Annotated in this window: 18 protein-coding genes; 5 read left to right on the top strand and 13 right to left on the bottom strand. The window is 41.3% G+C overall.

Annotation, left to right across the window (positions count from 1 at the left end):
* Positions 1-58: 58 nt before the first annotated feature.
* A complete protein-coding gene (locus F0Q01_RS00875; RefSeq protein WP_163927087.1) occupies positions 59-4,978 on the bottom strand; it encodes a carbohydrate-binding protein in 4,920 nt (1,639 codons plus the stop codon).
* Positions 4,979-5,437: 459 nt separating this feature from the next.
* Between F0Q01_RS00875 and F0Q01_RS00870 the strand changes: the two genes are divergently transcribed.
* Positions 5,438-6,961 carry a hypothetical protein gene (locus F0Q01_RS00870; RefSeq protein ID WP_090489793.1) on the top strand — a complete coding sequence of 508 codons (1,524 nt, stop codon included), beginning with the start codon at positions 5,438-5,440 and terminating at the stop codon, positions 6,959-6,961.
* A 79-nt stretch (positions 6,962-7,040) separates the two neighbouring features.
* Here the strand turns inward: F0Q01_RS00870 and F0Q01_RS00865 are convergent, their stop codons facing one another.
* From F0Q01_RS00865 to F0Q01_RS00855, 3 genes are all read right to left on the bottom strand, one after another.
* The gene (locus F0Q01_RS00865) at positions 7,041-7,610 is read right to left on the bottom strand and encodes a GDSL-type esterase/lipase family protein (protein WP_090489791.1); all 570 of its coding nucleotides are present in this window, start codon (positions 7,608-7,610) and stop codon (positions 7,041-7,043) included.
* Between the two features lie 42 nt (positions 7,611-7,652).
* Complete coding sequence (locus F0Q01_RS00860) at positions 7,653-8,240, bottom strand: sugar O-acetyltransferase (protein ID WP_090489789.1); 588 nt, start codon at positions 8,238-8,240, stop codon at positions 7,653-7,655.
* A gap of 302 nt (positions 8,241-8,542) precedes the next feature.
* Positions 8,543-8,830, bottom strand: a complete 288-nt coding sequence (locus tag F0Q01_RS00855; protein WP_090489787.1) for a heavy-metal-associated domain-containing protein — start codon at positions 8,828-8,830, stop codon at positions 8,543-8,545.
* 794 nt (positions 8,831-9,624) lie between these two features.
* Between F0Q01_RS00855 and F0Q01_RS13905 the strand changes: the two genes are divergently transcribed.
* Positions 9,625-9,747, top strand: coding sequence for a hypothetical protein (locus tag F0Q01_RS13905; protein WP_278335200.1), 123 nt, complete (start codon positions 9,625-9,627; stop codon positions 9,745-9,747).
* Between the two features lie 258 nt (positions 9,748-10,005).
* On the opposite strand, the gene F0Q01_RS00845 is transcribed toward F0Q01_RS13905, so the two are convergent.
* The 5 genes from F0Q01_RS00845 to F0Q01_RS00825 form a co-directional block, all read right to left on the bottom strand.
* Positions 10,006-10,929: an alpha/beta hydrolase gene (locus tag F0Q01_RS00845; protein WP_090489785.1), complete on the bottom strand. Its 924-nt coding sequence runs from the start codon at positions 10,927-10,929 to the stop codon at positions 10,006-10,008.
* A gap of 231 nt (positions 10,930-11,160) precedes the next feature.
* On the bottom strand, positions 11,161-13,173 hold the full coding sequence (locus F0Q01_RS00840; RefSeq protein WP_090489783.1) for a right-handed parallel beta-helix repeat-containing protein: 2,013 nt from the start codon (positions 13,171-13,173) through the stop codon (positions 11,161-11,163).
* A 17-nt stretch (positions 13,174-13,190) separates the two neighbouring features.
* Positions 13,191-14,060: a carbohydrate ABC transporter permease gene (locus F0Q01_RS00835; protein ID WP_090489781.1), complete on the bottom strand. Its 870-nt coding sequence runs from the start codon at positions 14,058-14,060 to the stop codon at positions 13,191-13,193.
* A 2-nt stretch (positions 14,061-14,062) separates the two neighbouring features.
* Positions 14,063-14,974 (bottom strand): carbohydrate ABC transporter permease, encoded by a 912-nt coding sequence (locus F0Q01_RS00830; protein WP_330386076.1) that lies wholly within the window; start codon positions 14,972-14,974, stop codon positions 14,063-14,065.
* 114 nt (positions 14,975-15,088) lie between these two features.
* A complete protein-coding gene (locus tag F0Q01_RS00825; RefSeq protein WP_090489779.1) occupies positions 15,089-16,486 on the bottom strand; it encodes an extracellular solute-binding protein in 1,398 nt (465 codons plus the stop codon).
* A 313-nt stretch (positions 16,487-16,799) separates the two neighbouring features.
* On the opposite strand from F0Q01_RS00825, the gene F0Q01_RS00820 reads away from it, so the two are divergent.
* Positions 16,800-17,783, top strand: a complete 984-nt coding sequence (locus tag F0Q01_RS00820; protein ID WP_090489777.1) for a helix-turn-helix domain-containing protein — start codon at positions 16,800-16,802, stop codon at positions 17,781-17,783.
* Positions 17,784-17,794: 11 nt separating this feature from the next.
* On the opposite strand, the gene F0Q01_RS00815 is transcribed toward F0Q01_RS00820, so the two are convergent.
* The 4 genes from F0Q01_RS00815 to F0Q01_RS00800 are packed head-to-tail and all read right to left on the bottom strand — an operon-like array spanning position 17,795 to position 22,875.
* Positions 17,795-19,318, bottom strand: a complete 1,524-nt coding sequence (locus F0Q01_RS00815) for a glycoside hydrolase family 32 protein (RefSeq protein ID WP_090489775.1) — start codon at positions 19,316-19,318, stop codon at positions 17,795-17,797.
* Between the two features lie 30 nt (positions 19,319-19,348).
* The gene (locus tag F0Q01_RS00810; protein ID WP_090489773.1) at positions 19,349-21,010 is read right to left on the bottom strand and encodes an ABC transporter substrate-binding protein; all 1,662 of its coding nucleotides are present in this window, start codon (positions 21,008-21,010) and stop codon (positions 19,349-19,351) included.
* A gap of 31 nt (positions 21,011-21,041) precedes the next feature.
* Positions 21,042-21,950 carry a carbohydrate ABC transporter permease gene (locus tag F0Q01_RS00805; RefSeq protein WP_242869246.1) on the bottom strand — a complete coding sequence of 303 codons (909 nt, stop codon included), beginning with the start codon at positions 21,948-21,950 and terminating at the stop codon, positions 21,042-21,044.
* A gap of 13 nt (positions 21,951-21,963) precedes the next feature.
* A complete protein-coding gene (locus F0Q01_RS00800; protein ID WP_090489771.1) occupies positions 21,964-22,875 on the bottom strand; it encodes an ABC transporter permease in 912 nt (303 codons plus the stop codon).
* Positions 22,876-23,144: 269 nt separating this feature from the next.
* Here F0Q01_RS00800 and F0Q01_RS00795 point away from each other — a divergent pair, with 269 nt between their 5' ends.
* Complete coding sequence (locus F0Q01_RS00795; protein WP_090489769.1) at positions 23,145-24,200, top strand: LacI family DNA-binding transcriptional regulator; 1,056 nt, start codon at positions 23,145-23,147, stop codon at positions 24,198-24,200.
* A gap of 17 nt (positions 24,201-24,217) precedes the next feature.
* The gene (locus F0Q01_RS00790; protein WP_090489767.1) at positions 24,218-24,835 is read left to right on the top strand and encodes a YesL family protein; all 618 of its coding nucleotides are present in this window, start codon (positions 24,218-24,220) and stop codon (positions 24,833-24,835) included.
* Position 24,836 lies beyond the last annotated feature (1 nt).

The raw sequence follows: 24,836 nt of genomic DNA, 5'->3' as shown, positions 1-24,836 counted from the left end.
AGCAAAAAAGGCGCCTGACCCCCCAACGGGAATCAGACACCTTCTAAATTTTTAAGCTTTACTCAACTATATAGTTAATTGTGCTGCCTACTTGACCACGTCCAATAATACCAAACTCTGTAGTCTGGCCGTTTGTAAGTGTTGAGTTCCATGACATAGGTGTGAATACATAGTAATCACCTTCCTGTGAAACATTTACGCACCAGCTCTGAGTAAGAGTAATATCACTCTTCTTTACCTTAACCTTCCAGCTATTCTTAGTACTTCCGGATTTGTTGGTAACCTTGAAGCTTACCTGATATCCATCTGTCCAGCTGTTGATTGTATAGGTAAGATCCATGCCTGTCTGAACTACAGGAGGATCTGGGTTGACTATTGGCTCTGAATAAGCTGTAGCCTTCCATGAATATACATTCACTACACCACTACCAGAATTTACAAAGTAAATAGTCTGCTTTCCGGTAATGTTCTTAGAAGCTGTAATAGTATATTCCTTTGAATCACCACTAATAGTTGCTGAGCCAAGAAGAGGACCAGCAGCTGAATTTAATCTAACCTCAATCTTGCCTGTAGAAGTTGATGATGCTGTAATTACAAATTGTGAAACGCCATCTGAGAAGTTGACGTTTTGAGTTCCTGCAGAACCATTTGGAGTAATATTTACAGCAGTCTTGCTTGGTGTAACTAATGCACCGCTAAGTAGTGACGCTGTTGTAGCATCAACGCTGCTATATGGATTTACATTTGTTGCAGGTGGATTTACTGGTGGCTGCTCTCCTGCTTTAGCTGCCTGCCATCCATCAAATGTTACCGGGCCACCCTTTGCCTCGAAGTATACATAGTGTACGCCTGTAATATCTGATGAAACGTTGATTGTCACTGGCTTAGTGATATCTGTACCAACTGCTACTGTTCCTGCTGGAGTCTTTGAATCATCAATATATACATTAAGGTTTACCTTTGGCTTAGATGCCTGAGCATATACGTTGAATGCTGAAACGCCCTGTGAGAAATCAATATTCTGTACAAGGACATAACCATTTTCATTGATTACCACCTTATCCTTTGATGGTGCAATCATAGCGCTTGTAAGCTGCTCTGGAGTAGCAATCTCTGCCTCAACCTTTGCATAAGGATTGATTGTATCGCCTACTGGTGGTACTACTACCCCACCTCCTGGAGCTGTTGCTGACCATGAATCAAGTGTAATACCTGATCCTGCTGCAACTACAAAGTACACATCATGTGTTCCTGTAACGTTAGCAAGTGCCTTAGTTGTCTTAGTCTCAATTGTACTATTTTGGCTTAGTCTAAATGCTGCGACCTTGTCGCCTGTAGCTGAATCGAGTCTGACCTCAAGCATTGCTGCTGTACTTGCAGAAACATTTACATTAAACTCTTCTACGCCCTTAGCGAAGTCTACATTTTTGATTGCAACATATGAGTTAGCCTGTGCAAGACTTACAGCATCCTTCTTAGGAGTAACCATTGCGCCACTCATATCAGTTGCAGCTGCGTTTTCGGCCTGATTTGTACGGTATGGATCTACTGTATCGCCTACTGGTGGCTCTACTGGTGGCTGGTCGCCTGCTGCAGCTGCCTGCCATCCATCAAGTGTTACTGAACCTCCCTTTGCTTCGAAGTATACATAGTGTACACCTGTGATATCTGTTGAAACAGTGATTGTAGTTGGCTTTGTGATATCTGTGCCAATTGATACTGTTCCTGCTGGAGTCTGTGCATCGTCAATGTATACATTAAGGCTTACCATTGGCTTTGAAGACTGAGCATATACATTGAATGCTGAAACGCCCTTAGAGAAATCAATATTCTGTACAAGGACATAACCATTTTCATTGATTACCACCTTATCCTTAGATGGTACAATCATTGCATTTGTAAGCTGCTCTGCAGTAGCAATCTCTGCCTCAACCTTTGCATATGGGTTGATTGCTCCTTCAACTGGTGGCTCTACTACTGGTGGCTCTTCACCTGATGCAGCTTTTGCTGTCCATGAATCAAGTGTAATGCCTGAGCCTGCTGCAACTACAAAGTAAACATCATGTGTTCCTGTAACTGTAGCAAGTGCCTTAGTTGTCTTAGTTGTAATTGTTCCATTCTGGTCTAATCTAAATGCTGCAACCTTATCGCCTGTAGCTGAATCGAGTCTGACCTCAAGCATTCCTGCTGTACTTGCAGAAACATTTGCACTAAACTCTGCTACGCCCTGAGCGAAGTTTACATTTTTGATTGCAACATATGAGTTAGCCTGTGTAAGACTTACAGCATCCTTCTTAGGAGTAACTCTTGCATTACTCATATCAGTTGCAGCTGCGCTCTCTGCCTCAACTGCGCTGTATGGATTTACTGTATCACCTACTGGTGGCTCTACTACTGGTGGTTCTTCACCTGATGCAACAGCCTGCCATCCATCGAGTGTTACAGAACCGCCCTTAGCCTCGAAGCGTACCTTGTGTACACCTGTGATAGCTGATGAAACATTGATTGCTGTTGCATTTGTAATGCTTGGACCAACTGTTGCTGTTCCTGCTGGAGCATCTGCATCGTCAATGTAAACATTCAAGCTTACACCTGGCTTTGAAGACTGAGCGTATGCATTGATACTTGAAACGCCCTGAGAGAAATCAACGTTCTGTACAGTAACGCTACCATTTTCATTGATTACAACCTTATCCTTTGAAGGTGTAACCATTGCACTTGTAAGATCTGTAGCGATTTCTGCCTCAACCTTCTCATAAGGATTGATTGTATCACCTACTGGTGGCTCTACTACTGGTGGCTCTTCACCTGATGCAACAGCCTGCCATCCATCGAGTGTTACAGAACCGCCCTTAGCCTCGAAGCGTACCTTGTGTACACCTGTGATAGCTGATGAAACATTGATTGCTGTTGCATTTGTAATGCTTGGACCAACTGTTGCTGTTCCTGCTGGAGTAGCTGCATCGTCAATGTAAACATTCAAGCTTACACCTGGCTTTGAAGACTGAGCGTATGCATTGATACTTGAAACGCCCTGAGAGAAATCAACGTTCTGTACAGTAACGCTACCATTTTCATTGATTACAACCTTATCCTTTGAAGGTGTAACCATTGCACTTGTAAGATCTGTAGCGATTTCTGCCTCAACCTTCTCATAAGGATTGATTGTTTCGCCTACTGGTGGCTCTACTACAGGTGGTTCCTCTACAGTACCTGATGTCTTTGCTACCCATGAATCAAGTGTAACGCCTGATCCACCTGCTACTACAAAGTAAACATCATGTGTTCCTGTAACTGTAGAAAGTGCCTTAGCTGTCTTAGTAGTAATTGTACTATTCTGATCTAATCTAAATGCTGCAACCTTGTCGCCTGTAGCTGAGTCAAGTCTGACCTCAAGCATTGCTGCTGCGGTTGCAGAAACATTTGCATCAAATGACTCTACGCCCTGAGCGAAGTTTACATTCTTATATGCAACATATGAATTAGCCTGTGTAAGACTTACAGCATCCTTCTTAGGAGTAACTCTTGCATTACTCATATCAGTTGCAGCTGCGCTTTCAGCCTCAACTGCGCTGTATGGATTTACTGTATCGCCTACTGGTGGCTCCACTACAGGTGGCTCCTCAACTGGTGGCTGCTCTACTCCACCTTCGGCAGCAACTGCCTGCCATCCATCAAGTGTTACCGAACCGCCCTGTGCCACAAAGTATACATTGTGTGAGCCTGTGATATTTGATGAAACATTGATTGCAGTTGCATTGGTAATATTTGTACCAACTGCTGCTGTTCCTATTGGAGCATCTGCATCGTCAATGTATACGTTCAGCTTAACCATTGGCTTTGAAGACTGAGCATATACGTTGATACTTGAAACGCCCTGAGAGAAGTTAACGTTCTGTACAAGAACCTTACCATTCTCATTGATTACTACTTTATCCTTTGATGGTACAACCATCGCATTTGTAAGTTCATCTGAAGTAGCATTCTCTGCCTCAACCTTCTCATAAGGATTTACTGTATCACCTACTGGAGGCTCCTCTACTGGAGGCTGCTCTACAGTACCTGATGTCTTTGCTACCCATGAATCAAGTGTAACACCTGATCCACTTGCAACTACAAAGTAAACATCATGTGTTCCTGTAATAGCTGCAGTTGCCTTAGCTGTCTGAGTCTGAATCTCGCCATTCTTGCTCAATCTAAAGGCTGCTACCTTATCGCCTGTAGCTGAATCAAGTCTGACCTCAAGCATTGCTGCTGCGCTTGCAGAGACATTAGCATCAATAGATTCTACACCCTGAGCGAAGTTTACATTCTTGTATGCAACATATGAATTAGCCTGTGCAAGACTTACTGCGTTTTTCTTAGGTGTAACCATTGCGCCACTCATATCTGTTGAAGCTGCGCTCTCTGCCTCAACTGCGCTGTATGGATTTAATGTATCACCTACTGGAGGCTGCTCAGGTGTATCTGGTGTATCAGGCACTTCCGGTGTGTCTGGTGTTTCAGGTTCCTGAGTCTCTCCTGGTACTGCTTTCCAGTTATCTACAGCGCAAGTACCAACTTTATTTTCGAAAGTAAAATAATCTGTATCAGCCAGATTAGTCACATCTGTCGAGAATTCCTGATATCCACTTGTAGCTGAGTATCTGATAGTTCCTACTGTTTCACCATTTTCATCCCCTTTATGGATGACAATGACTCCAGGTCCGTCAGCCTTTAACTTAACGCTGATTTTTGAAACTCCCTTTGAAAAATTTACAGTCCTCATGGAAAAATAATTTCCCTTTTCAAGACTTACAGCGGTTGTTACCCCATCTTCTTCAGTAAAAACATCCTTTACATTCCTTGTAAAATCAAGCTCTGCCTCTACTGTACCATAAGGAACAATCTGCGGTGCCGCATTAGCTTTTAAGCCTGGTGCAAGCACTGTTGCTGCTGTCACAAGCAACCCTAACGCGATTGATGTTTTTCGTTTCATTATTCTTTTTTCACCCCCGATTCCAGAAATTTGTCCTTTATTTCTTTCTTAAACGTTTAAGCTTATATTATTTTAACAGTTTCGTATTTTTGTCTACAATGCGTAATTTTTAACAAAGATATTAGGTCCAAACAGTACTCATTAAACAAAGATTTCAGATTTTTGACATAAAATATGATTATTATTCAGTCTTTTTAACTCTTCTTTAATTTTTTCTTACACTATAATCACTCAGTTTTTTCACTACACACAATATATATTCTGTGTATTTACGGGGTTTATAGGGAGAATATCATTTGAAAATTTTTTTCATCTTTCCAAAATCCAATTTGTAATATTTTCATCGCTTTACTGAAATACATTTGACATATTCGTATTTTTTTTGGTAGGGTATTCCCAATGTTACATGTAACTAACCTACTACTTGGAAAACATTACTTGAATAAAGGAGGTATTGTTTTGAAAAACAAACTTACTACGAGATTTTTGCTATCTGCTTTTACAGCAGCTACTCTCCTATTATCATCAGCTAATATAGTAAAAGCTGCGGGGGAAGAGGTTGTAGATTTTTCTATTACAACAGACCAAATCAGAGAATACAATGCTACTGTTGATTCTAGCAATGGACAGGATTTAGCAGGAAAGACAGTTATCATTTCAACAAACGATGTACATGGCGCCATCAAAGACTTCGCCTATGTGGCTGGTCTAAAAAATAAAATGGAAGAACGTGGAGCTTCAGTTATTCTTGTAGATTCAGGAGATTTCAGTACCGACAAAGATGTAAAGAAATACGATAAGGAAAAAAGTAAAGATGCAAAGAGAAGTACTGATAAATCAGATGGAATTGCTGCCGTAAAAATAATGAATGCTGTAGGTTATGACTATGCTTGCCTTGGCAATCATGAATTCGAGCGTGGAGATAAAGCCCTTAACAATATCATTAACGCAGCTGATTTCACATTTGTAGATGCCAATATAAATGACCTAAAAAACGAAAAGGTTCAATCTTATGCCATAACAGATGAAAAAGTCACACCTGTAAAAATAGGATTCTTCGGATTACTAACTCCAGAAGGTAATGTTTGGTATGATAAATGTGGATATTCTGTAGATCCTACCGAATTACATAGCACAGCCAGCAAAACAGCCAATGAATTGGATGCAGCAGGTGCAGAAGTAATTATCACTTTAGCTCACTTAGGAGTTGAAAATGACATTCTTAAGAATCAGGCGGGATTCGAATTTGATAGAGACAAATATGGCAATAAAATATATGACAAGGTTTATGCAAATGGAACCAGAAGTGTAGACCTTTTTGCCTTCACTGGCGAAGATGATGGTGTACATAAAATCGACCTGATGCTTGACGGCCATTCTCACACAACTATGTCCGATATCAATCAGGATAAATACCCAGGATGCCATATTCAGTCTCAGGGAATTCAGCTTCAGAATATCGGCGTCACTGTAATTGATAATGACACAAAAGAAATCACTGACAGATATCTCATTTCTGAGGAGTACTATTCTCAGATTGGAAAGGATCCAAAGATTGAAGCCTACATTGAAAAAGTTATAGAAGCGGTTCAAGATGGTAAAGATATCCCAGATTACAATGCTGACGATTATGCAGAATCTGCCCCTACAACAGACGATGCAACAGTCGATGCAGCAGATGAAACTACAGACGCTACAGTAGACGATACTGCAGACACTACTGTAGATGACACTACAGATACTACTGTGGATGATACTACAGATACTACTGTGGATGATACTACAGATACTACTGTGGATGATACTACAGATACTACTGTGGACGATACTTCTGTCGATACAGTTGATGATACTACCGGCGATACTACAGATGGTGCATCAGAGAATACATCCGGCGATTCAAGCGACAACCCTGGCCACAGCGGCGGTCATCACAACCACCATCACAACAACCATCACCGATATGGCCATAGAGCTGCCTAGGATCCTCACTCTTCCAAAAAATAAATTATAAAATCCTTACAAAAATAGCTGCCGCTCAGTTTCCTGAACAGCAGCTATTTTATATTCTCTCTTCTAAAAACCTCACGGCGAACGCTTTCTGCCCATCCATTGTAAAATGGACCCCATCATATGTCATAGGAATGTTCCAGGCTGCTGCATCTATAGCCTCCACGCCGTACTGCTCTGCCAACTTTAAAAACATCCGGTTCATCTCAATGCTTGCCACCATGTACCTCATAAGGTCTGGATCATCTGCCTCTATATATGGAGGGGCAATCATGATGAATCTGCCCTTGAAGTTCTCCTTAACATATTTAAGGATTCTTTCCATTTTCTCTGCAGTCTTTTTTGCATCAGGCATATACGTCAGCAATATGTCATTGGTGCCAAGCATCATTACCACAGTATCCTCTTCACTCAGCCCACTTAGCATGCTTGTAAAATACCCGCCTCTCACATCCGGTAGCTGACGGCCATTCATGCCATCCTCCACCACCTGATATGATTCTGATAGGGCGTTACTTACGATGGTAGCCCACCTTGCCTCAGCAGGATATCTTCCAGTGGCAAATCCTCTAGGATCAAAGCCGTATGTATTTGAATCTCCAAATAAAATTAACTTTCTCATGATTTCCCCTTACGCAAGTTCCTGGGCAGCCCTTCTCCTAGGCTATCTATCCCAGCTTTTCTTTTTATCCTCTTCTGTAATCTGGCGAATCACTCTACATGGATTTCCCACAGCCACACTGTCTGATGGAATATCACTTACTACAATACTGCCCCCGCCGATTACTACATTGCTTCCGATGGTGACCCCTGGCATCACCTGCACACCTGCGCCTATCCAAACATTGTCACCTACCACTATAGGATACGCATACTCCAGCCCCTGATTTCTCCTCTCGAAATCTATCGGATGTCCAGATGTATGGAACCCACAGGATGGAGCAATAAACACATCATTGCCAAATGTCACACCACCTGCATCCAGAATAACCAACCCATGGTTCGCATAGAAATTTTCTCCCACTGAGATTCTATATCCATAGTCACACCAGAAATCAGGCTCGATGTGCACATTTTCACCTGTCTTGCCAAGTATTGTCTTTATAAACTCATGGCGCTTATCCAGCTCTTCTATAGGAAGACTATTATATTTCTGACACAAGCTCTTGCACTTTACGCGCTCCGCCTCAAGCTCCTTGTCATAATTTGCATCATATAGCTTCTGGCATTCCATTTTTTCTTTTTCTGTCATCTTAACCCCCACATTTTCCCATTCTTTTTCTCGCGCCACCTCAACTCCGCGGCACTATCATTACTCCTTACAGCTTGTGGTTTCCTACTTGCGTTGCTTGACTTTCTCGAAAAGAGAAACAACAAGCGAAAAAAATAATGCCTCTCTCGTCTGCAAACGAAAGAGGCGGCTCTCACTGAGAGCTAATTAAACTCAATCGGGAGCATCCACTTTGGCGTGGGTGCTTTCTTTATCTATAATGTAACATCATCCACAATCCTTTTCAATCATTTTCATATTTCCCCGTATATTCTTCCAGTATTCTACTTGCTCTTCTTCACTGCGAATCTGAACATATCTGCCCCAAGGATTTTTACATTGAGCTTGTCTGCCTCATTCTCAAGAGACAGTACCTTGTATCCTGTCTCCTGAATAGTCTCTTTCAGCACCTGCTCATCTGGGACTTCCTCCGACAGAAAGCTGCTTTCTCCTTTTTTATGGGAGCTTTTTACCTTCTTAGCTCCTGGCACTGCCTTTCTAATTGCATCGTTGATGTGGGCTTCACACATGCCGCACATCATTCCGTCTATTTTCATAGTTGTTTTATACATACTTCCCTCCTGAACTAGCCTAATTAATCGCCTTACAGTTAGTTGCCTCTAACCTTGTATGAATATTATCACCTTTTCCCAAATATAGCAACCAACTATGCCCACACAAAAAAGTGGGAAGCCTAAGCTTCCCACTAAATCTTCTTTTATAAAAAACACTAAAAAACTTCTGATGTTCGATTGAATTTTTCGAACATATGTGCTAGATTTATTTATGCGGTTCATCCGTACTGAAAGTACCCATGACAGGGTGGTAGTCTCCCGAGCCTATATGGTATCCAATCAATTGGATGCTACAGGAAGGGAGGTGGCGCCAATGAGCGATTATGAAATCTTATCGATTGTGCTTGGTATTATAGCATTGCCTTTTTTGGCTTGTAATTTATTGTTAGCGTTGCTTGACTTTCTCGCCAAGAGAAACAATAAGCACAAATAAAAACGCCTCTCCTGTCTGACCCACAGAAGAGGCTGTGCTCATTTTGAGCATTTAAGTTCCTTAAACTCGTGGAGCATCCACTTTGGAGTGGGTGCTTTCTTTATCTATAATATAACATCATCCACAATCCTTTTCAATCACTTTGGCACCAAAAAAAGTGGTAAGCCTAAGCTTCCCACTGAATTACCTTTTTTAATAAAAAATTGTTACTGTCCGATTGAATTTTTCGAACATATGTGCTAAATTATTTATGCGGTTCTTCCGCACTGAAAGTACCCATGACGAGGTGGAAATCTCCCGAACCATTCTATAAGGTGCTCCACAAAGTGGATGTCACTATGGAAGGGAGGTGACGCATATGTCGGACTATGAAATGTTGATGATTATGCTAACAATATTAGCATTACTCCTTACAGCTTGTGGTTTCTTACTTGCGTTGCTTGACTTTCTCGAAAAGAGAAACAACAAGCGAAAAAAATAATGCCTCTCTCGTCTGCAACCGAAAGAGGCGGCTCTCACTGAGAGCTAATTTACTCTAATTCGGGAGCATCCACTTTGGAGTGGGTGCTTTCTTTATCTATAATATAACATCATCTATAATCCATTTCAATCATTTTGAATCCATTTCCATGAGTTTACCCCACAGGAAGCACTCCCTCCTCCTCAAGAGGTAATTGCCCAATCATTTTACCTCTCAGAAAGCACTTCCGTCCTCTCAAGAGGTAATCCCTACAAATTCTTACATCGCCTCAAGGAACCCTCTGATTTCCTCCACTACTCGCTCTGGCTCCTCTACATACACATAGTGTCCACAATCTAGCTCTACCAACTTTCCATTTGAGGATGCATCTACTATTGCCTGATGACTAGCCATCCATCCATCACCAGCTTCAGTAGAAACTAACTGCAATGTAGGTACCTTTGGCAATGGATTGTTATCAATCATATCGCAGGCATCATCCACGCTCTTTGCCTCATTGAGAAGTGTTTTATTTAAAAAGTTTCTATTTCCGATGGCAATAATCATCTTCTCCTCTTCACTACCTGCTTCATCTGCCATCAATCTTAAAAATCCCATTGCTCTAAGTACCCTAATACCTGTACCTTCAACACCAAAAATTCCATCATGAAATTCTTCATCTCCTTTTATAGATGAATCAGACATATCCATTCCAATAATTGCCTCTACTTCCTCTGGATAATTCTGAGCCCAGATAAGTGACTCAATTCCAGAAATAGAATGTGGGCAGAGCACGTATGGCCCCTTTATGCCCAGCTTATCAAGCGCCTTTCTATCCTGATCCACAATTGTCTCAAAACTTCTCTCTCCATCAACCACATCACTAAGTCCATAACCGAATCTCTCAATGATTACCACTTTATAATTCTTTGCCAGCTCCTGACACATTGGTAAAAAGTCTACGTATGGGCTAGCTGTTCCAAATCCCGGAAGCAGAATTATGGTATGGTTCCCAGAGCCCTCAGTGTAAACATGCATGTTGTGTCCATCCACCTCTACCATTGTTCCTGGCGGATTCTTCCAGTAGACCTCTTCCTTTTTAAGCATCACCTGATTGTATATGAATACGCCCACCACAAAAAGCAACATCAGTCCGATGATCCCCATGAAAATGTTTCTAGTAATTATTAAGAATTTTCTCATCCAAAATTCCTCCTATCTTTTATTCACACTAATACAAAAGATAAAAACGTAAGCTCTGCCATTGTACTAATCCAATTCTTAAAAAATCCTTAAAATACGCATTTCCATATTATTTTGGTCCTATAACCCCGTCCCCCTGGACCAAAAAAACCAGCACACTCTCAAAGAGTGTGCTGGCCTAGAAATCAATTATTTTGGCCCTATAGCCCCGTCCCCTAGGGCCAAAATTATTTACTCGATAGCAAGCTTTCCATAGAGCTTTGACTTAGCAAGCTCTACTGTGGCAAATGGTCCTGGAATCACATCAGTTCCACGGTGATTGCCAAGTACATCACAGTCAAATGTGATAGGTGTGCCATCAGGATTCTCGAATTTCTGCTGTGGCTCGAATGCCTTGCCCAGAGTGTCTGTAGAAATCATGTCTACCTTGAAATCCTTGACGAGCTCAAAGAGGTTTGTATCAAGGAAGTACTCACCATTTTTCTCTACCACATCAACGCGGGCCTTCTTAGACTTGTCCACAAGTTTATTTTTCTCGTTCTTCCATGGCTTTGCACCTAAGAAATATGCATTGCCATCAATCCATACTGGAAGGTGAGCAAAATGAGCATCCTCATGCTTTCGCATATCCGGATATACGGTATCCATATCAAACATCTTAATCCACTTGTCGTATGTAGGATACTCGTCAAAACAGTATGTACCTACCTTGCGGTTTTCAACATATTTCTCTGTTGGGTCTGAGTCATTAAGGAGCTCAAGATCCTTTGATGACCACTTCTGAATGAAAATGTTGTTGTAAATTCTGTCGTCACCGTGAAGGAATGTCATGAATCCCATTACCTCTGTTCTATGAGGCATGTGATATGGTGTATATCTCCAACTTGTTCCATCTCCTACGTAGGTAAATGAACCGGCACACAGGTTGTGGACCATTGCCACACCCTGCGTCGCGATTCTCAAAGATACATCGGAGAGAAGAATGTTATTGTCAATAAGTGTTGGGCCGTGACTTACCTCTACGAAAATATCCTGGCATGTCATGCCGCCCTTTAGCTGCTCTGCAAACTCTGGACGCTGATTGTCGTGAAGAAGGTTTTGGGTAATTCTTGTACCCTGAGCCTCCCAGTCACACCAGATACCCATTGTGCAGTGGTGGATGTGATTGCGTCTCATAATTACATCGATTGCTGCATGCATTTTGATACCTGCAATCTCAGCTCCGCCAAGCTCCATCATGTTGTTGATATGATGAATATGATTGTCCTCTATGATACTAAATACTCCACCCATTCGGCCGATGATTCCACCCTGCTCGCAGTGGTGGATGTTGTTGCGGCGGATAATGTGTCCACCGATTTTCTCCTTAACCCAGCCATAATACTGGCCTCGGCATACTGAGTCTCTCTCCATCTGAGTAGGACTCTTAACATGCTCTGTTGTATAGAAGTTGCTATTTTCTGGGTCATAATATCGGCCAACGCAGATACCTGCGCATTTGCTGCCCCAGATTTCATTGTCCTCGATTATCCAGCCCTTGCTCCAGTGAGGAGAAATCATTCCATCCTGGTAAGCTGCTGGTGGCGCCCATGTTGTAGCCGCCTTGTTGATGTTAAATCCGCTGACTGTAATGTAGCTTACACCCTCTTTACTAGGCATAAAGCACTCACGTCTCACTGTGATTTCAACATTTTCCTTGTTAGGGTTTGCCCCGCCAAAGTTACAGTAGAAAACTGTCTCAGCATTTTTCTTGTCCTGTTCAGCGTACCATTTTCTAGTTGATTTTTCTGGTACCCATGAGCACTCATATACTTTTGCTTCAATACACTCTTCGATGCTAAGTGCCTCGTAAAGTGCCTCATCATTTAACCAAACGCATCCTGTATGCTTGTTTGGAGTTGCAAAATACCAGTCACCGTATACAAGTGTTGTGTATGGATTATATCCACCAAAGACGCTGTTTTTCACTCTGGCTGTCCACACATTTTTCTTGTATTTCTCCCAGCCAGTCAGCTTCTCTGCTCCTGTGATAATTGCCCCAAGTGGCTTGGTGCTTTTGTAAACTATAGGAGCATCTTCAGTACCTGCATTTACAGGGTCAACATACTCTCTGTATGTTCCTGGAGCCACAAGAATTTCATCTCCAGGAAGTGCCACTTTTGCGGCCTCATTTATTCTTCTGTATGGCAACTTTTCTGTTCCGTTGCCATCGTGCTTAGCATTTACATCTACGTATATTGTCATAAAAAATCTCCCTTATGTTATCCCTTAACTGCACCTGCCATCATGCCCTTTACAAGCTTATCCTGGAAAACGATAAACAAAATTATCATAGGAAGAACAGAGAGAGTAAGTACTGCAAGGATAATAGGAATATCAAGTGAGTGCTCACCCTTGAACTGTCCAAGTGCAAGTGGAAGTGTCTTTTTCGCTGGTGTAATAAGAAGAGTATTCGCAAATGCGAATTCATTCCACATAGCAACACCGTTGTAAATAGCAAGTGTAGAAAGTCCTGATTTTGAAAGAGGAAGTATTATCTTGAAGAAATTCTGATAGCGATTGCAGCCATCTATTTCTGCCGACTCCTCAATCTCCTTTGGAATAGTTTTCATAAATGCTGTCAAAATAAATACCGACATTGGCAGCGCAAATGCAACGTATGGACCTATCAATGCCTTAAGGGAATCATAAAATCCTATAGCAGTGGTCAATTTGAAAATAGGAATAAGTGTAACGTGCATTGGAACTGACATCATGGCAACAATTGTTGCGTAAATCAGTGGGTTCAGCTTAAAGTTCATTCGAGAAAGTGGATAAGCTGCAAATGCTGAGATTATAAGCATCAACACCAGCGAAATGCCAACTACGATTACACTTCGAAGGAAATATCCAAAGAATCCATTTTTTACCACGTTTATATAGTTATCAAAATACCATGGGTGTGGAAGGTGGAATACACCCTGCTGCAACATGTCAAACTGCTTACGGAAGGAGTTCATTATCATAAAGAAAAATGGTGTCAGTGTAAGCACCAACATGATGCATGCAAAGAAAATGGCTATGGCCCATGCTATCTTTGATTTTATTTTCGAGCTACGGTAATCCGCGCTTGTTGTATTATTTCTTGCCATAACTAGTAAACCTCCTTAACCTTGAATACCTTGTTAAAGATAAGGGCAATAGCAGTGATTAGGATAAACATTCCCGCTGCTACCGTAGAACCATAACCCATGCTAAACTGCTGGAATGACAGCTTGTACATGTAGGTAGCCATCAGCTCTGTTGTGCCTGCAGGTCCACCCTGAGTCATGTTCCAAATCATATCAAAGTACTTAAGCGAACCTATCAAAGACATGATGCATGCAGTCTTGAAAATAGGTCCAAGGAGTGGGATAGCAATATTTTTAATGTACTGCCATCTTGTGGCGCCATCGATGATAGCTGCCTCGTAAATTGTAGTATCGATGTTTCCGTAGCCGGCGATGAAATACACCATGTAAAATGGAGTAAACTGCCAAGCCATAACTCCAATTACTGTATAAAGGGCATTAGGCGCTGTTCCAAGTAGGTCGATAGTCACCTTTTTTCCTTGAATAATCGAAGCAAATGAAGAAACCATACCACCGTTTGTTGCTAACGCATATACGAATAAGAAAGCGATTGCAACTGAACTCATAAGATATGGCAAGAACCATATAATCTTAAAGAAGTTAAATTTCTTACCACCTGCATCAAGGAATGTAGCAAGAAGCATTCCAAGAGGAATCTGCAGAACGATAGAAAATACCATTACTATTAAATTATGCTTGAATGATTTCCAAAACATTTCGTCATGGAGAAGAGTTTTCCAGTTCTCAAGTCCCACAAATACTTTGTCCGCAGAAATACCATTCCATTTGTATCCGCTTATGACAAATGTATCAATAACTGGATAAACTATAAAAATACCTATAAGTAAAAGGGCCGGAAATAAAAATACTGTCGCCGCTATGGCAGTACTTTTCGCCTTCGCCTGAGCAAGCCCCATGTTATTATTCTTTTTCACACTACTCTCCTTCCTACTGCTTTAATTAAAAACTGCCCCCAGAGCCGAAACCCTGTGGGGCAGCTTGTTTTTTCTACTACTAGCAGCAGCGTATACAATTACTTATGTAGCTTGTCATTGTTCCGCAAGAGCTTTTTGCATTGCCGCGTCGTGTTCCTCACCTATCTCCTTAGGCGTCTTTTCAAGACCGAACAATTCTGTCATACAATTCTTGTGTACTTCTGTTACAGATGCTGGAAGATACTGATCATACCAGAGCTGTACGTTTGAAGCGTTGAAGAATACATCAGCGATAATCTTCATGTTAGGATCGTCGATATTCTCTTCCATACCCTTGATTGAAGGCTGTGTACCTGTTGATAACTGGTCATTGTTGTATGTATCATCGTTGTAGTACTGAGTTGCAAGAACATAGCAAGCATCAAGCATATCCTGATTTACTGTACCGTCATCGTTGTAGCAGTTAAAGCTCATGCCCATACCGATTGCTGTACCGATTTCTACGTCCTGAGGAACGCCCTTAGCCTTAGCTTCTGAATCCTCTGGGAATCTGAATACGCCAATGTTCTCGTTGTACCACTCTTCGTTATCATTCTTGATACCAGATACCTGCCATGCACCGTGAAGCATCATAGCAGCAGAGCCATCATAGAGAAGTGCTCTATCCTGATTGTCATCAGCTGAAAGAGAGTTAACACCATCTGGGAAGTATCCCTTCTTTACCCAATCCTGAATCTTCTCGCCAGCATAGATAAATGCTTCGCTTGTAAATGTTCCGCCATTTTCCTGTGTATATGCAGCATCGAATTCAGCATTACCTGAGTGACGAGCAACTAAGTACATGTAGTACATAGAACCTGTCCACTTAGATGCGTTTGCAAGTGAGAATGGTGTGATTCCGTTTGCCTTAAGTGTATCGCATACATCTTCAAGCTCGTCGATTGTCTGAGGAACCTCAAGACCTAAATCCTTGAAGATTGTCTTGTTGTAGAAAATGTCACATCCTGAAAGTCCACCAAATGGAATAGCAAGCATCTTGCCATCATATGTTGACTGTGCAACAGCTGCATCGATGAACTCTGGATGATCATATTTTGCATACATATCTGTAATGTCATTAGCATATCCTGAGTTGTAGTATTCAGCCATTGGACCGCCGCCCCAATGTACATAGATGTTAGGTGCCTGACCAGAACTCATAGCAACTACAAGCTGCTGCTTATAGTTATCGTTCTGCTGGTGTACCTGAGTGATTTTGATGTTAGGATAGTCTGCCATAAATCTCTGTACGGCACCTTCCTGAGTACTCTTTGCTGGCTCATCTGTAGCGATGTCCCAAAGAATGATTTCCATTGGCTCTGTTGTAAGCTCTGGAAGATTCTTTCCATCTGTCTGCTTTGCACCTGTGTTTACCGCTGTTTGTCCCCCTGATGATGAATCACCACAACCAACCAACGATGTCACAGCAAGAGCTGCAGCAAGTAAAGTACCAATAACCCGTTTTTTGTTCATACCTTATCCTCCTTCTGTTTAGTAGTCGCTTTTTGAAGCATTCACTTGCTTCCTTCTTAAGACCGATTTTATATTACGAGAAAACATTTCGCCTGTGCATAATTGCTATGTACCATACTATAATTGCTATTTTATATGTGCATATTTAATAATTTACCTAAAAAGGTCAATTATTTACCATTGCAATATGTCGCTTTTGTCACTCATTTACGGGATTAGGTATGTTATAATGTGACAATAATAATCGTAAATGCGGATACGATAAAAATTGCTATTTCTGTTTTTTCTATTCATCTTTTGGGGGATTGATGGTATGAAAAGATATTATGAAGATGCTAAAGAACACGTTCAGCACAAAGTTAACACCAGTCTGAGGATGTTTATCAACCGCCTTCACGCTGATTTTCCAGCTCACTGGCATACGGACATTGAGATTATCTGGCCAAGAGAGGCTCCTTACAAGGTAATCTGCGGCAATCAGACTTATTATGTAGAGGTAGATGACATTCTTTTAATTTGTCCTACCGTTCTTCACGAGATTTTTTCTCTATCTCCTGGCACTAGAGTCTACATCCAGGCAGATTTTTCCGGCATCGGCGCCATAAAGGAAATTGACAAGGCCTTTCACCTCATGGCTCCTGCCCTTCACATCAAGAAAAAGTCTTGCCCACCTGACGTCTACAATTATCTTTGTAGCCAAATGAATAAGATTATGGAATTGTACTTCGGCTCTACACCGCCTATTTACACCCACGAAAAAGAGGTGGATGAGTCAGTTATTTCCTATACTAAGCTTGATGACTATGATGAGCTTGAGATCTACTCTATCCTCATGCAATTTATTGCTTTTTGCGGAAAGAATATCCATCTTTTCAAGGAATCAAACTCACAGGCTTCTGCAGGGGCATTAAAAAATAGTCTTCCTCTCAACAATGTGTGCAACTACATTGCAGAGCATTTTTCAGAGGACCTATCGTTAGAGTCAGTGGCTTCCTTCGCCGGCTTTAGCAAGTATCATTTTGAGCGCATTTTCAGCGACTACACTGGCGTCACATTCTACCAGTATTTACAGCAGATTCGCATAAATTACGCCACCACACTTTTGTCCAATCCGGAGCTTTCCGTCACGGACATTTCCTACCAGTCCGGATTTGCCAGCTGCACCGCCTTCACCCGTGCCTTCAAAAAAAGCACCGGCTATCCGCCATCAAAATTCAGAGTTCTAAACGAGGAGCAGCACCCACTCAGCGCCAATCCTCATTTTGCAGACAGAAAATTGCGCCACACAGTAGTGTGACGCATTACTTTCTATAAATCATATTTTGTTATATTAAGTGTGACATCTTCGTTGGTGCTAAAGTAGATTCCATCACAGGCTACATCTGTTGGAAGTGATGCCGTCATTACGTATTTACCGCCTTCAAAAAAGACTTCCATGCTGTATCTATCCATTACAATGCGCACCTTGATAGATGAGCTATCCCATGGAATATGGGCACGTCTTTGATGGACAATAGCACGTCTGGAGCCGGAGAATTTCCTGTCGATTTTTGCAATATTTTCCTTTGGACGAAGCACTATATCTGTGTGGTACTTTTCGTCTGCTGCAACGGAAATCACAAATCTATCGAATACTACCTCTGGATTTTTAGAGCTCACTTCAAGCTCTATATCCAGGCAACGACCCCTGATTCCATCCAGGCATACTCCATCTGCTATCGATTCGCTGTCTCTATCTTTTAAATCCTTGTTGGCAGCAATTAACACGTCCTTGTACTCTACCTTGCCTGAGCGCATATCCTCTAGCTCTCTGATAGGCCACTGGCAAAGTCTTCCATCTTTAATAGAGATTTCCCTAGGCAGAGTCATCTGTCCGAACCATGGTTCATTCTTATCGTGGGCACCTGTGGTATCCCAGTTTTGCATCCAGCCAATCATTACTCGTCGACCATCCTTTGTGAGGATTGTCTGCATAGCATAGAAATCAATTCCGTAATCTACCGCCTGAAATTTTTCCTCGGTAAATGTATCTGTTGACGAGTCATAATCTCCGATAATGCATAGATTGCCGTTTCCATTATGGAATTCAAATCCTTCTGGAAGCATGTCCTGTGGACTTGCAAACAGTACGCCCTTTCCATCTAGTTCAAAGAAATCCGGGCATTCCCACATCATGCCATAGCGGCCTTTGTTCTCTGCGAATACTTTTTCAAACTCCCAGTTTAAGCAGTTATCGCTTTTGTATAGAAGGAGCTGGCCGCTTCCATCTGCTGGTCTACTAGCCACCAGGCATCTATATGTGCCGTCGGATTTCTCCCAAATCTTTGGATCTCTGAAATCTGTTTTGCTGGCTCCCTCAGGGATATCATCAGTTTTAATTACTGGGTTATTCTCGTATTTTTCATAATCAAGTCCATCACCGATAGCAACGCACTGTGTCTGAAATTCTTTCATCTGTCCATTTTCCACAGTGCGTTTCATAACTCCTGTGTATATGAGCAAATGTCTTCCATCCTTAAGTGTTATTGCACTGCCTGAAAATACTCCGTCTTTGTCGTAGAATTCATCTGGAGCAAGTGCCACAGGAAGGAACTCCCAGTGGAGCAGGTCAGAGCTTACCGCATGTCCCCAGTGCATTGGTCCCCAGTGTGCATCATATGGATGATACTGGTAAAACAAGTGGTACATGTCATTGTAGATGCAAAATCCATTAGGGTCGTTCATCCAACCAACTCGTGGAGATAAATGGAATTTGGGCCTGTTCTCCATTGGAATTAACTTTTCAAAAGCCTCTTCGTACTTTCTGGCCTCTCTCAAAGTTTGACTGTTCATATATAAAATCTTCCTTACTTCTATTTCTAATTATTTAGCATAAAAATCATCTAAATATTTCTGATAGATTGCTAAGTATTCCTCTAAGCCGTAGCTATTTACCTGGTCTACATAGGCTTTCCATGAAGCATCAGTAATACCATCTCTGATAAACTCGGCCCTTGTTGAATTAATGTATGATACTAAATCTGTCTGGATTGTAGAGAGCTTTTCATTGTCCTCTGCTGACATAAATACTCGTGGATATACGTATTTTCCATGCATATCATCTGTGTAGTAATCCTTAATCCAATCGAGACGATACTGTGCATCATCGGGACATGTTACATATACATCGTAGTACTCATCTAAGATTGCAAGAGGGCCACCTACGCACTCTGCCTCTCTTACCTCTACAGGTGAAGCATCCCCAAGCGCTGCATGCTTAAGCATCTCATCTCCATTTGCATTTGTTCCAAGCTCGAAGATATCAAAATCATCATCCTCTCCATATGTACCCCAGTTGTTCTGTGGTGACTGGAATGGATCATACATCTTATCTAGCCATGCACATACAAATGCTGGATTTGTACAAACGCTAGTTACAACACATCTACCTCTATCAAATCCTGATGTAAATGAACCATTCTGTGGTGTGACATTTACTGTATCTGCCTGAAGTGCTGCAAGTGGTACATAGTCGTTGATGTTGTCGATATTAGCCACATCCCATGTGAAGCATACACCGTATCTGTGTGACTTACCCTTGGCAACATATGTTGACCAATCCTGTGTAAAGCACTCCGGGTCAATAAGTCCCTCATCGTAGAGCTTGTGAAGCCACTGGATACCCTCTTTGAATCCATCAGTTGTTGCTGTACATACAACCTGTTTATCATCTGTAACTGCAATATGCTGTCCCATATCTACGTCGCCGATACCATCACCGAATCCATTAATAAGAAGGTTTGGATCCTGATCATTTACGATACAAGACATTGGAATAATATCTCCCTCGATACCGAATTCCTTCTGAAGCTCTGAAGAATGCTCCTTAAATGCAAGTAATACCTGCTCAAACTCATCTACTGTTGTAGGTGTCTCAAGTCCTAGGAAATCAAGCCATTTCTTGTTGATAAATGGCATGTTGTTGCCTACAGTCTGAATGGCTGTCTTCTCAGAGCCAAGCTGCTCAATCCAAGGCAAAGCCCAGATATGGCCATCCTCATCCTCGCACATTGTACGGTACTCAGGATGGGCATCAAAAACTGCCTTTAGATTTGGCATATATTCATCAATATACTCCTCGACCGGTACAATTACCCCCTGGTCTGCGTATCTGATTAAATCGTTGTCGCTAAATCCTGCTGAAAACACAAAATCTGTAAGTGTGCTGGCGTTTGACATGTTGAGAGTAATCTTGTCTGCCCACTGGTCTGATGAAATGGCAGTCCACTCCACATGTACATTGGTATCCTCCTCAAGTCTCTTGAAAATTGTACGGTTGTTAGGGTCCTCCTCTGTGCCTACAGGATAGCTTGTTGTTCCTGTGATAGTCACTGTCTCAGCAAGTGGAAATGCAAGATTTTCCATATCAACCTTGTCCGCATTACTTGCGCTGTTACCCTTTTTTCCGCAGCCAACACCCATAGACGCCACTATGGTCACCGCAAGAGCTGCTGAAATCACTCTTTTCATACTGTTCTTTCTCATTTTCTTTTCTCTCCTCCTAATATAAAAACCTTTAACCTTTTACAGAACCTACCATAATGCCAGCATCAAAATACTTCTGGAAAAATGGATACATCACAAGTAGTGGCAAGCTGGAAATGATGATTGTGGAATACTTAAGGAGCTCAGCAAGTCTGGCTCTCTCTGCAGTAGACTGCATATCTGCAATCATTCCTGCATCCGGCTGGTTCTGAATCAAAATAGCTCGAAGTACCAGCTGAAGTGGCTGCTTAGATGCTGAATTTAGATAAATCATGGCATCAAAGTAGCTGTTCCACATTCCCACAAACTGCCAGAGACAAAGCACCGCTATAACCGGTGTACAAACCGGCAAAAGGATCTTAAAAAACAGCGTCAATTCATTTGCTCCGTCTACCTCAGCAGCCTCTCTTAATTCTCCAGGAATTCCTTTGTAATAAGTTCGAGCAATAATCATGTTCCATACTGAAAATGCCCCTGGTAAAATCACTGCCCACATGCTATCCAACAATCCCATGTTGCTGATAAGCAAATATGTAGGTATTAAACCACCGCCAAAAAACATAGTGATTATGAAAATGACGTTAAAGATTTTCTTTCCTTTAAAATCCTCTAAAGACATTGGGTAGGCACAAAGCATTGTGATAGCAACTGAGAGGAACGTAAAAACAAGGGAATAAATCACTGCATTTTTAAAGCCCACCCATATCTGTGCATTAGAGATGACTCTTTCATAAGCCGTTAAAGTCCATTTATCTAAGTCAAAAGTAATGCCCTTATTTTGTAATGTTATAGGATCCATAAATGATGCTATAACGATATAAACCATAGGTACGATGATTGCCAGTACAAAAAGCCCTAGAATCACATAACCTGTTATCAAAAATGTCTTATCACCTGCGGAATATTTCGCGAAGGCGCTTTTCTTCTTTTTTGCTTCCATTTCTTCCTCCCGACTATAGTCCCTGACCATCATTCATTTTCTCAACAATCTTGTTTACAGCCACTAAAAGAATCAGATTGATAACTGTGTTAAAAAGGCCAACCGCTGTTGAATAACTATAGTTTCCATCAAGCAAACCTTTCTTATATACATAGGTCGCAATGATTTCAGATGAACCCAGGTTCAAATCTGTCTGAAGGGCGTAGGCCTTTTCAAAGCCTATACTCATAATATTTCCTGCCTGCAAAATAAACTGGATAATAACCATATCCTTAATTGCAGGCCATTCTACCGCCTTAATCTGCTGGAAAATATTTGCTCCGTCTATCTGAGCTGCTTCCTTAAGTTCCTGGCTGGCATTTGCAAGCGATGCAGTGTACATAATGGATGCCCAACCTGCCCCCTGCCAGATACCACTTATGATGTAAATAGGTCTAAATGCCTCAGGCAATGTCAAAAAGTTGATAGTAGTTCCAAAAAGCATATTTACAGGTCCTGTAACTGATAAAAGAATACGAACCATACCACAGAGAACTATTACAGAAATAAAATTTGGCATGTACAAAACCAACTGAATCTTCTGCTTGATTTTTTTACTTCCAATTCTATTAAGAAGAAGTGCCAAAATAATTGGAATTGGGAATCCCCACAACAATCCATAAATACTCAGCTTTAATGTATTTACCAAAAATGTCATAAAATCTGGGGATGATAAGAATTGTTTGAAATACTCAAATCCAACCCATTCACTTCCGAAGAAGCCCTTAAATGGACTATATTTTTCGAATGCAATCAATATACCGCCCATTGGCAGGTACTTAAAAATGATTGTAAGCAAAAGTGCCGGTCCTAAAAAGAACACATACAATCTCCAGTGATGTATCACGTACGTAGCAGTACTGTGAACCCTATCTTTCTTTTCCATTATTCCTCCTAACCCACTTTCAACCGCAGCATAGGTTTGTGCGTTTGCACAAATCGATTATGCCTTTACTATATCAGTTTTTACATTTGTGTCAATGTATATTTGTGTATTTGTAAAAATATAACAAGTTTTTTTGTGTGCTTTTGTAATAATTTTTACAAGAATTTTTACATTTGACAAATAGATTTTTACATTTTATAATTTCTCTAGCGGGGTAAAATAGGGTTTTCATTTTTTTAACTTTTTTTACAATTAATTAGGAGAATATAATGGCTAACAAAGTAACAATTCAAGATATCGCTGATGCACTTGGAGTTTCCAGAAACACAGTATCTAAGGCCATCAACAACACTGGCATCCTAGCCGATTCCACTAGGGAAAAGGTCCTTGCCAAGGCTGTAGAGATGGGCTACAAGCAGTTCTCATATGCTAATTCTGTTTCAGATATAATAGGTACTGCCACTGTTAAGAAGCCACTTGTATCTGGCGATTTTGCTCTTTTTATTGGAGGTTTCTTAGATAACTCTCACTTTGCATCTACCATGCTAGACAAGTTCCAGCACGAGATTACCACTCTCGGTTACAGCATGAGCATGCATCGCGTTACATCTGAAAATATAGAATCCCTTTCTTTACCGGTCAGTTTCAATAAGGATCGTACAGCAGGCATCATCTGTGTGGAGATGTTCAATCAAGAATACTGCGAGATGCTTGGTACTTTAGGCATCCCTCTTCTTTTTGTAGATGGTCCAGTAGCCAGCTACAGCAGGCAGCTTGAGGGAGACTTCCTTATGATGGACAATTCAGCTGGCATCTTTAAGCTGATTACAGATATGAAAAACAGAGGAGTTAAAAAAATAGGATTCGTTGGCGAGTCCCACCACTGTCGCTCCTTCTTTGAGCGCTATATGGCCTTTAGAAATGCCATGTACTTAAATGAACTTCCTATCGATGAGAAATTCTGTCTTACTCATATCCAGCCACATGGCACAGATTATTTTGCCAAGCTTTTCAAGACACTATCATCTCTCAAGGAATTACCTGAATTACTTATCTGCGCCAATGATTTTGTTGCAATTGACATCATCAATTGTCTCAAGCTCATGGAGAAGTCATATCCTGATGACATTATGCTTTGTGGCTTTGACGACTCAGCTGAATCCAAGGTCATGACCCCTGCACTTACCACTTGCCACATACATTCTCAGGCAATGGGATATACAGCTGCCAATCTACTACTCTCTAGAATCGAGCAGCCAGATTTGAATTACAGAACCGTATATACGGAGACAAATCTTATCTACAGAGAGTCCACTAGGGACTAGGCATATAGGAGTTTTTTATGGGAAATTTATTAAACTATGATGGACCAGTCCTTCGTTTTCTCACCAAGATAGTCTACAGTGTGTGGCTCAACATACTTTGGTTCATTTGCTGCATTCCTATCGTCACCATAGGAGCTTCCACTACTGCACTTTGTCATTGCTGTCAAAAGATGGCTCGGGATGAGGAAAGCTACATCACCAGGACATTTTTTACCAGCTTCAAGCAGGACTTTTTTAAGAGCACCATAATAGGATTGATTATGATTGGACTTGGAGCAGCTCTTGCAGTTGATGGATACATAATATATCACCTTTGTTTTACATCAGTCTTTTGGACACTAGTAAGTGCTGTCTTAATCATTGCTGCTGTGGCATATATTATTGTTTTACTATGGATTTTCCAGCTACAGGCTCACTTCGTAAATACGATAATTAACATGTTCAAGAATTCCATAATGATTGGAATGAGATTTATCTTTTGTACTATCACAATGGCTTTTGTATTCGTAGCTATGGGACTTCTCATATACTATGTATGCACGCCAGCTATTATATTCGGCGTGGGCACATGCACTTATTTTTGTTCCATGCTGGCCAAAAATATACTGATTCAATGCGAATCACAAGAGTTTTAGT

It is taken from the genome of Pseudobutyrivibrio xylanivorans, assembly GCF_010906925.1.
Taxonomy (GTDB): Bacteria; Bacillota; Clostridia; order Lachnospirales; family Lachnospiraceae; genus Pseudobutyrivibrio.
This window is presented reverse-complemented; position numbering and strand designations above follow the sequence as displayed.

Bases quoted from the DNA above. Each gene is read 5' to 3' on its own strand.
- F0Q01_RS00875 (WP_163927087.1), bottom strand. From the start codon at position 4,978: ATGAAACGAAAAACATCAATCGCGTTAGGGTTGCTTGTGACAGCAGCA.
- F0Q01_RS00865 (WP_090489791.1), bottom strand. From the start codon at position 7,610: ATGAGAAAGTTAATTTTATTTGGAGATTCAAATACATACGGCTTTGAT.
- F0Q01_RS00860 (WP_090489789.1), bottom strand. From the start codon at position 8,240: ATGACAGAAAAAGAAAAAATGGAATGCCAGAAGCTATATGATGCAAAT.
- F0Q01_RS00855 (WP_090489787.1), bottom strand. From the start codon at position 8,830: ATGTATAAAACAACTATGAAAATAGACGGAATGATGTGCGGCATGTGT.
- F0Q01_RS13905 (WP_278335200.1), top strand. From the start codon at position 9,625: ATGTCGGACTATGAAATGTTGATGATTATGCTAACAATATTAGCATTA.
- F0Q01_RS00845 (WP_090489785.1), bottom strand. From the start codon at position 10,929: ATGAGAAAATTCTTAATAATTACTAGAAACATTTTCATGGGGATCATC.
- F0Q01_RS00840 (WP_090489783.1), bottom strand. From the start codon at position 13,173: ATGACAATATACGTAGATGTAAATGCTAAGCACGATGGCAACGGAACA.
- F0Q01_RS00835 (WP_090489781.1), bottom strand. From the start codon at position 14,060: ATGGCAAGAAATAATACAACAAGCGCGGATTACCGTAGCTCGAAAATA.
- F0Q01_RS00825 (WP_090489779.1), bottom strand. From the start codon at position 16,486: ATGAACAAAAAACGGGTTATTGGTACTTTACTTGCTGCAGCTCTTGCT.
- F0Q01_RS00820 (WP_090489777.1), top strand. From the start codon at position 16,800: ATGAAAAGATATTATGAAGATGCTAAAGAACACGTTCAGCACAAAGTT.
- F0Q01_RS00815 (WP_090489775.1), bottom strand. From the start codon at position 19,318: ATGAACAGTCAAACTTTGAGAGAGGCCAGAAAGTACGAAGAGGCTTTT.
- F0Q01_RS00810 (WP_090489773.1), bottom strand. From the start codon at position 21,010: ATGAGAAAGAACAGTATGAAAAGAGTGATTTCAGCAGCTCTTGCGGTG.
- F0Q01_RS00805 (WP_242869246.1), bottom strand. From the start codon at position 21,950: ATGGAAGCAAAAAAGAAGAAAAGCGCCTTCGCGAAATATTCCGCAGGT.
- F0Q01_RS00800 (WP_090489771.1), bottom strand. From the start codon at position 22,875: ATGGAAAAGAAAGATAGGGTTCACAGTACTGCTACGTACGTGATACAT.
- F0Q01_RS00795 (WP_090489769.1), top strand. From the start codon at position 23,145: ATGGCTAACAAAGTAACAATTCAAGATATCGCTGATGCACTTGGAGTT.
- F0Q01_RS00790 (WP_090489767.1), top strand. From the start codon at position 24,218: ATGGGAAATTTATTAAACTATGATGGACCAGTCCTTCGTTTTCTCACC.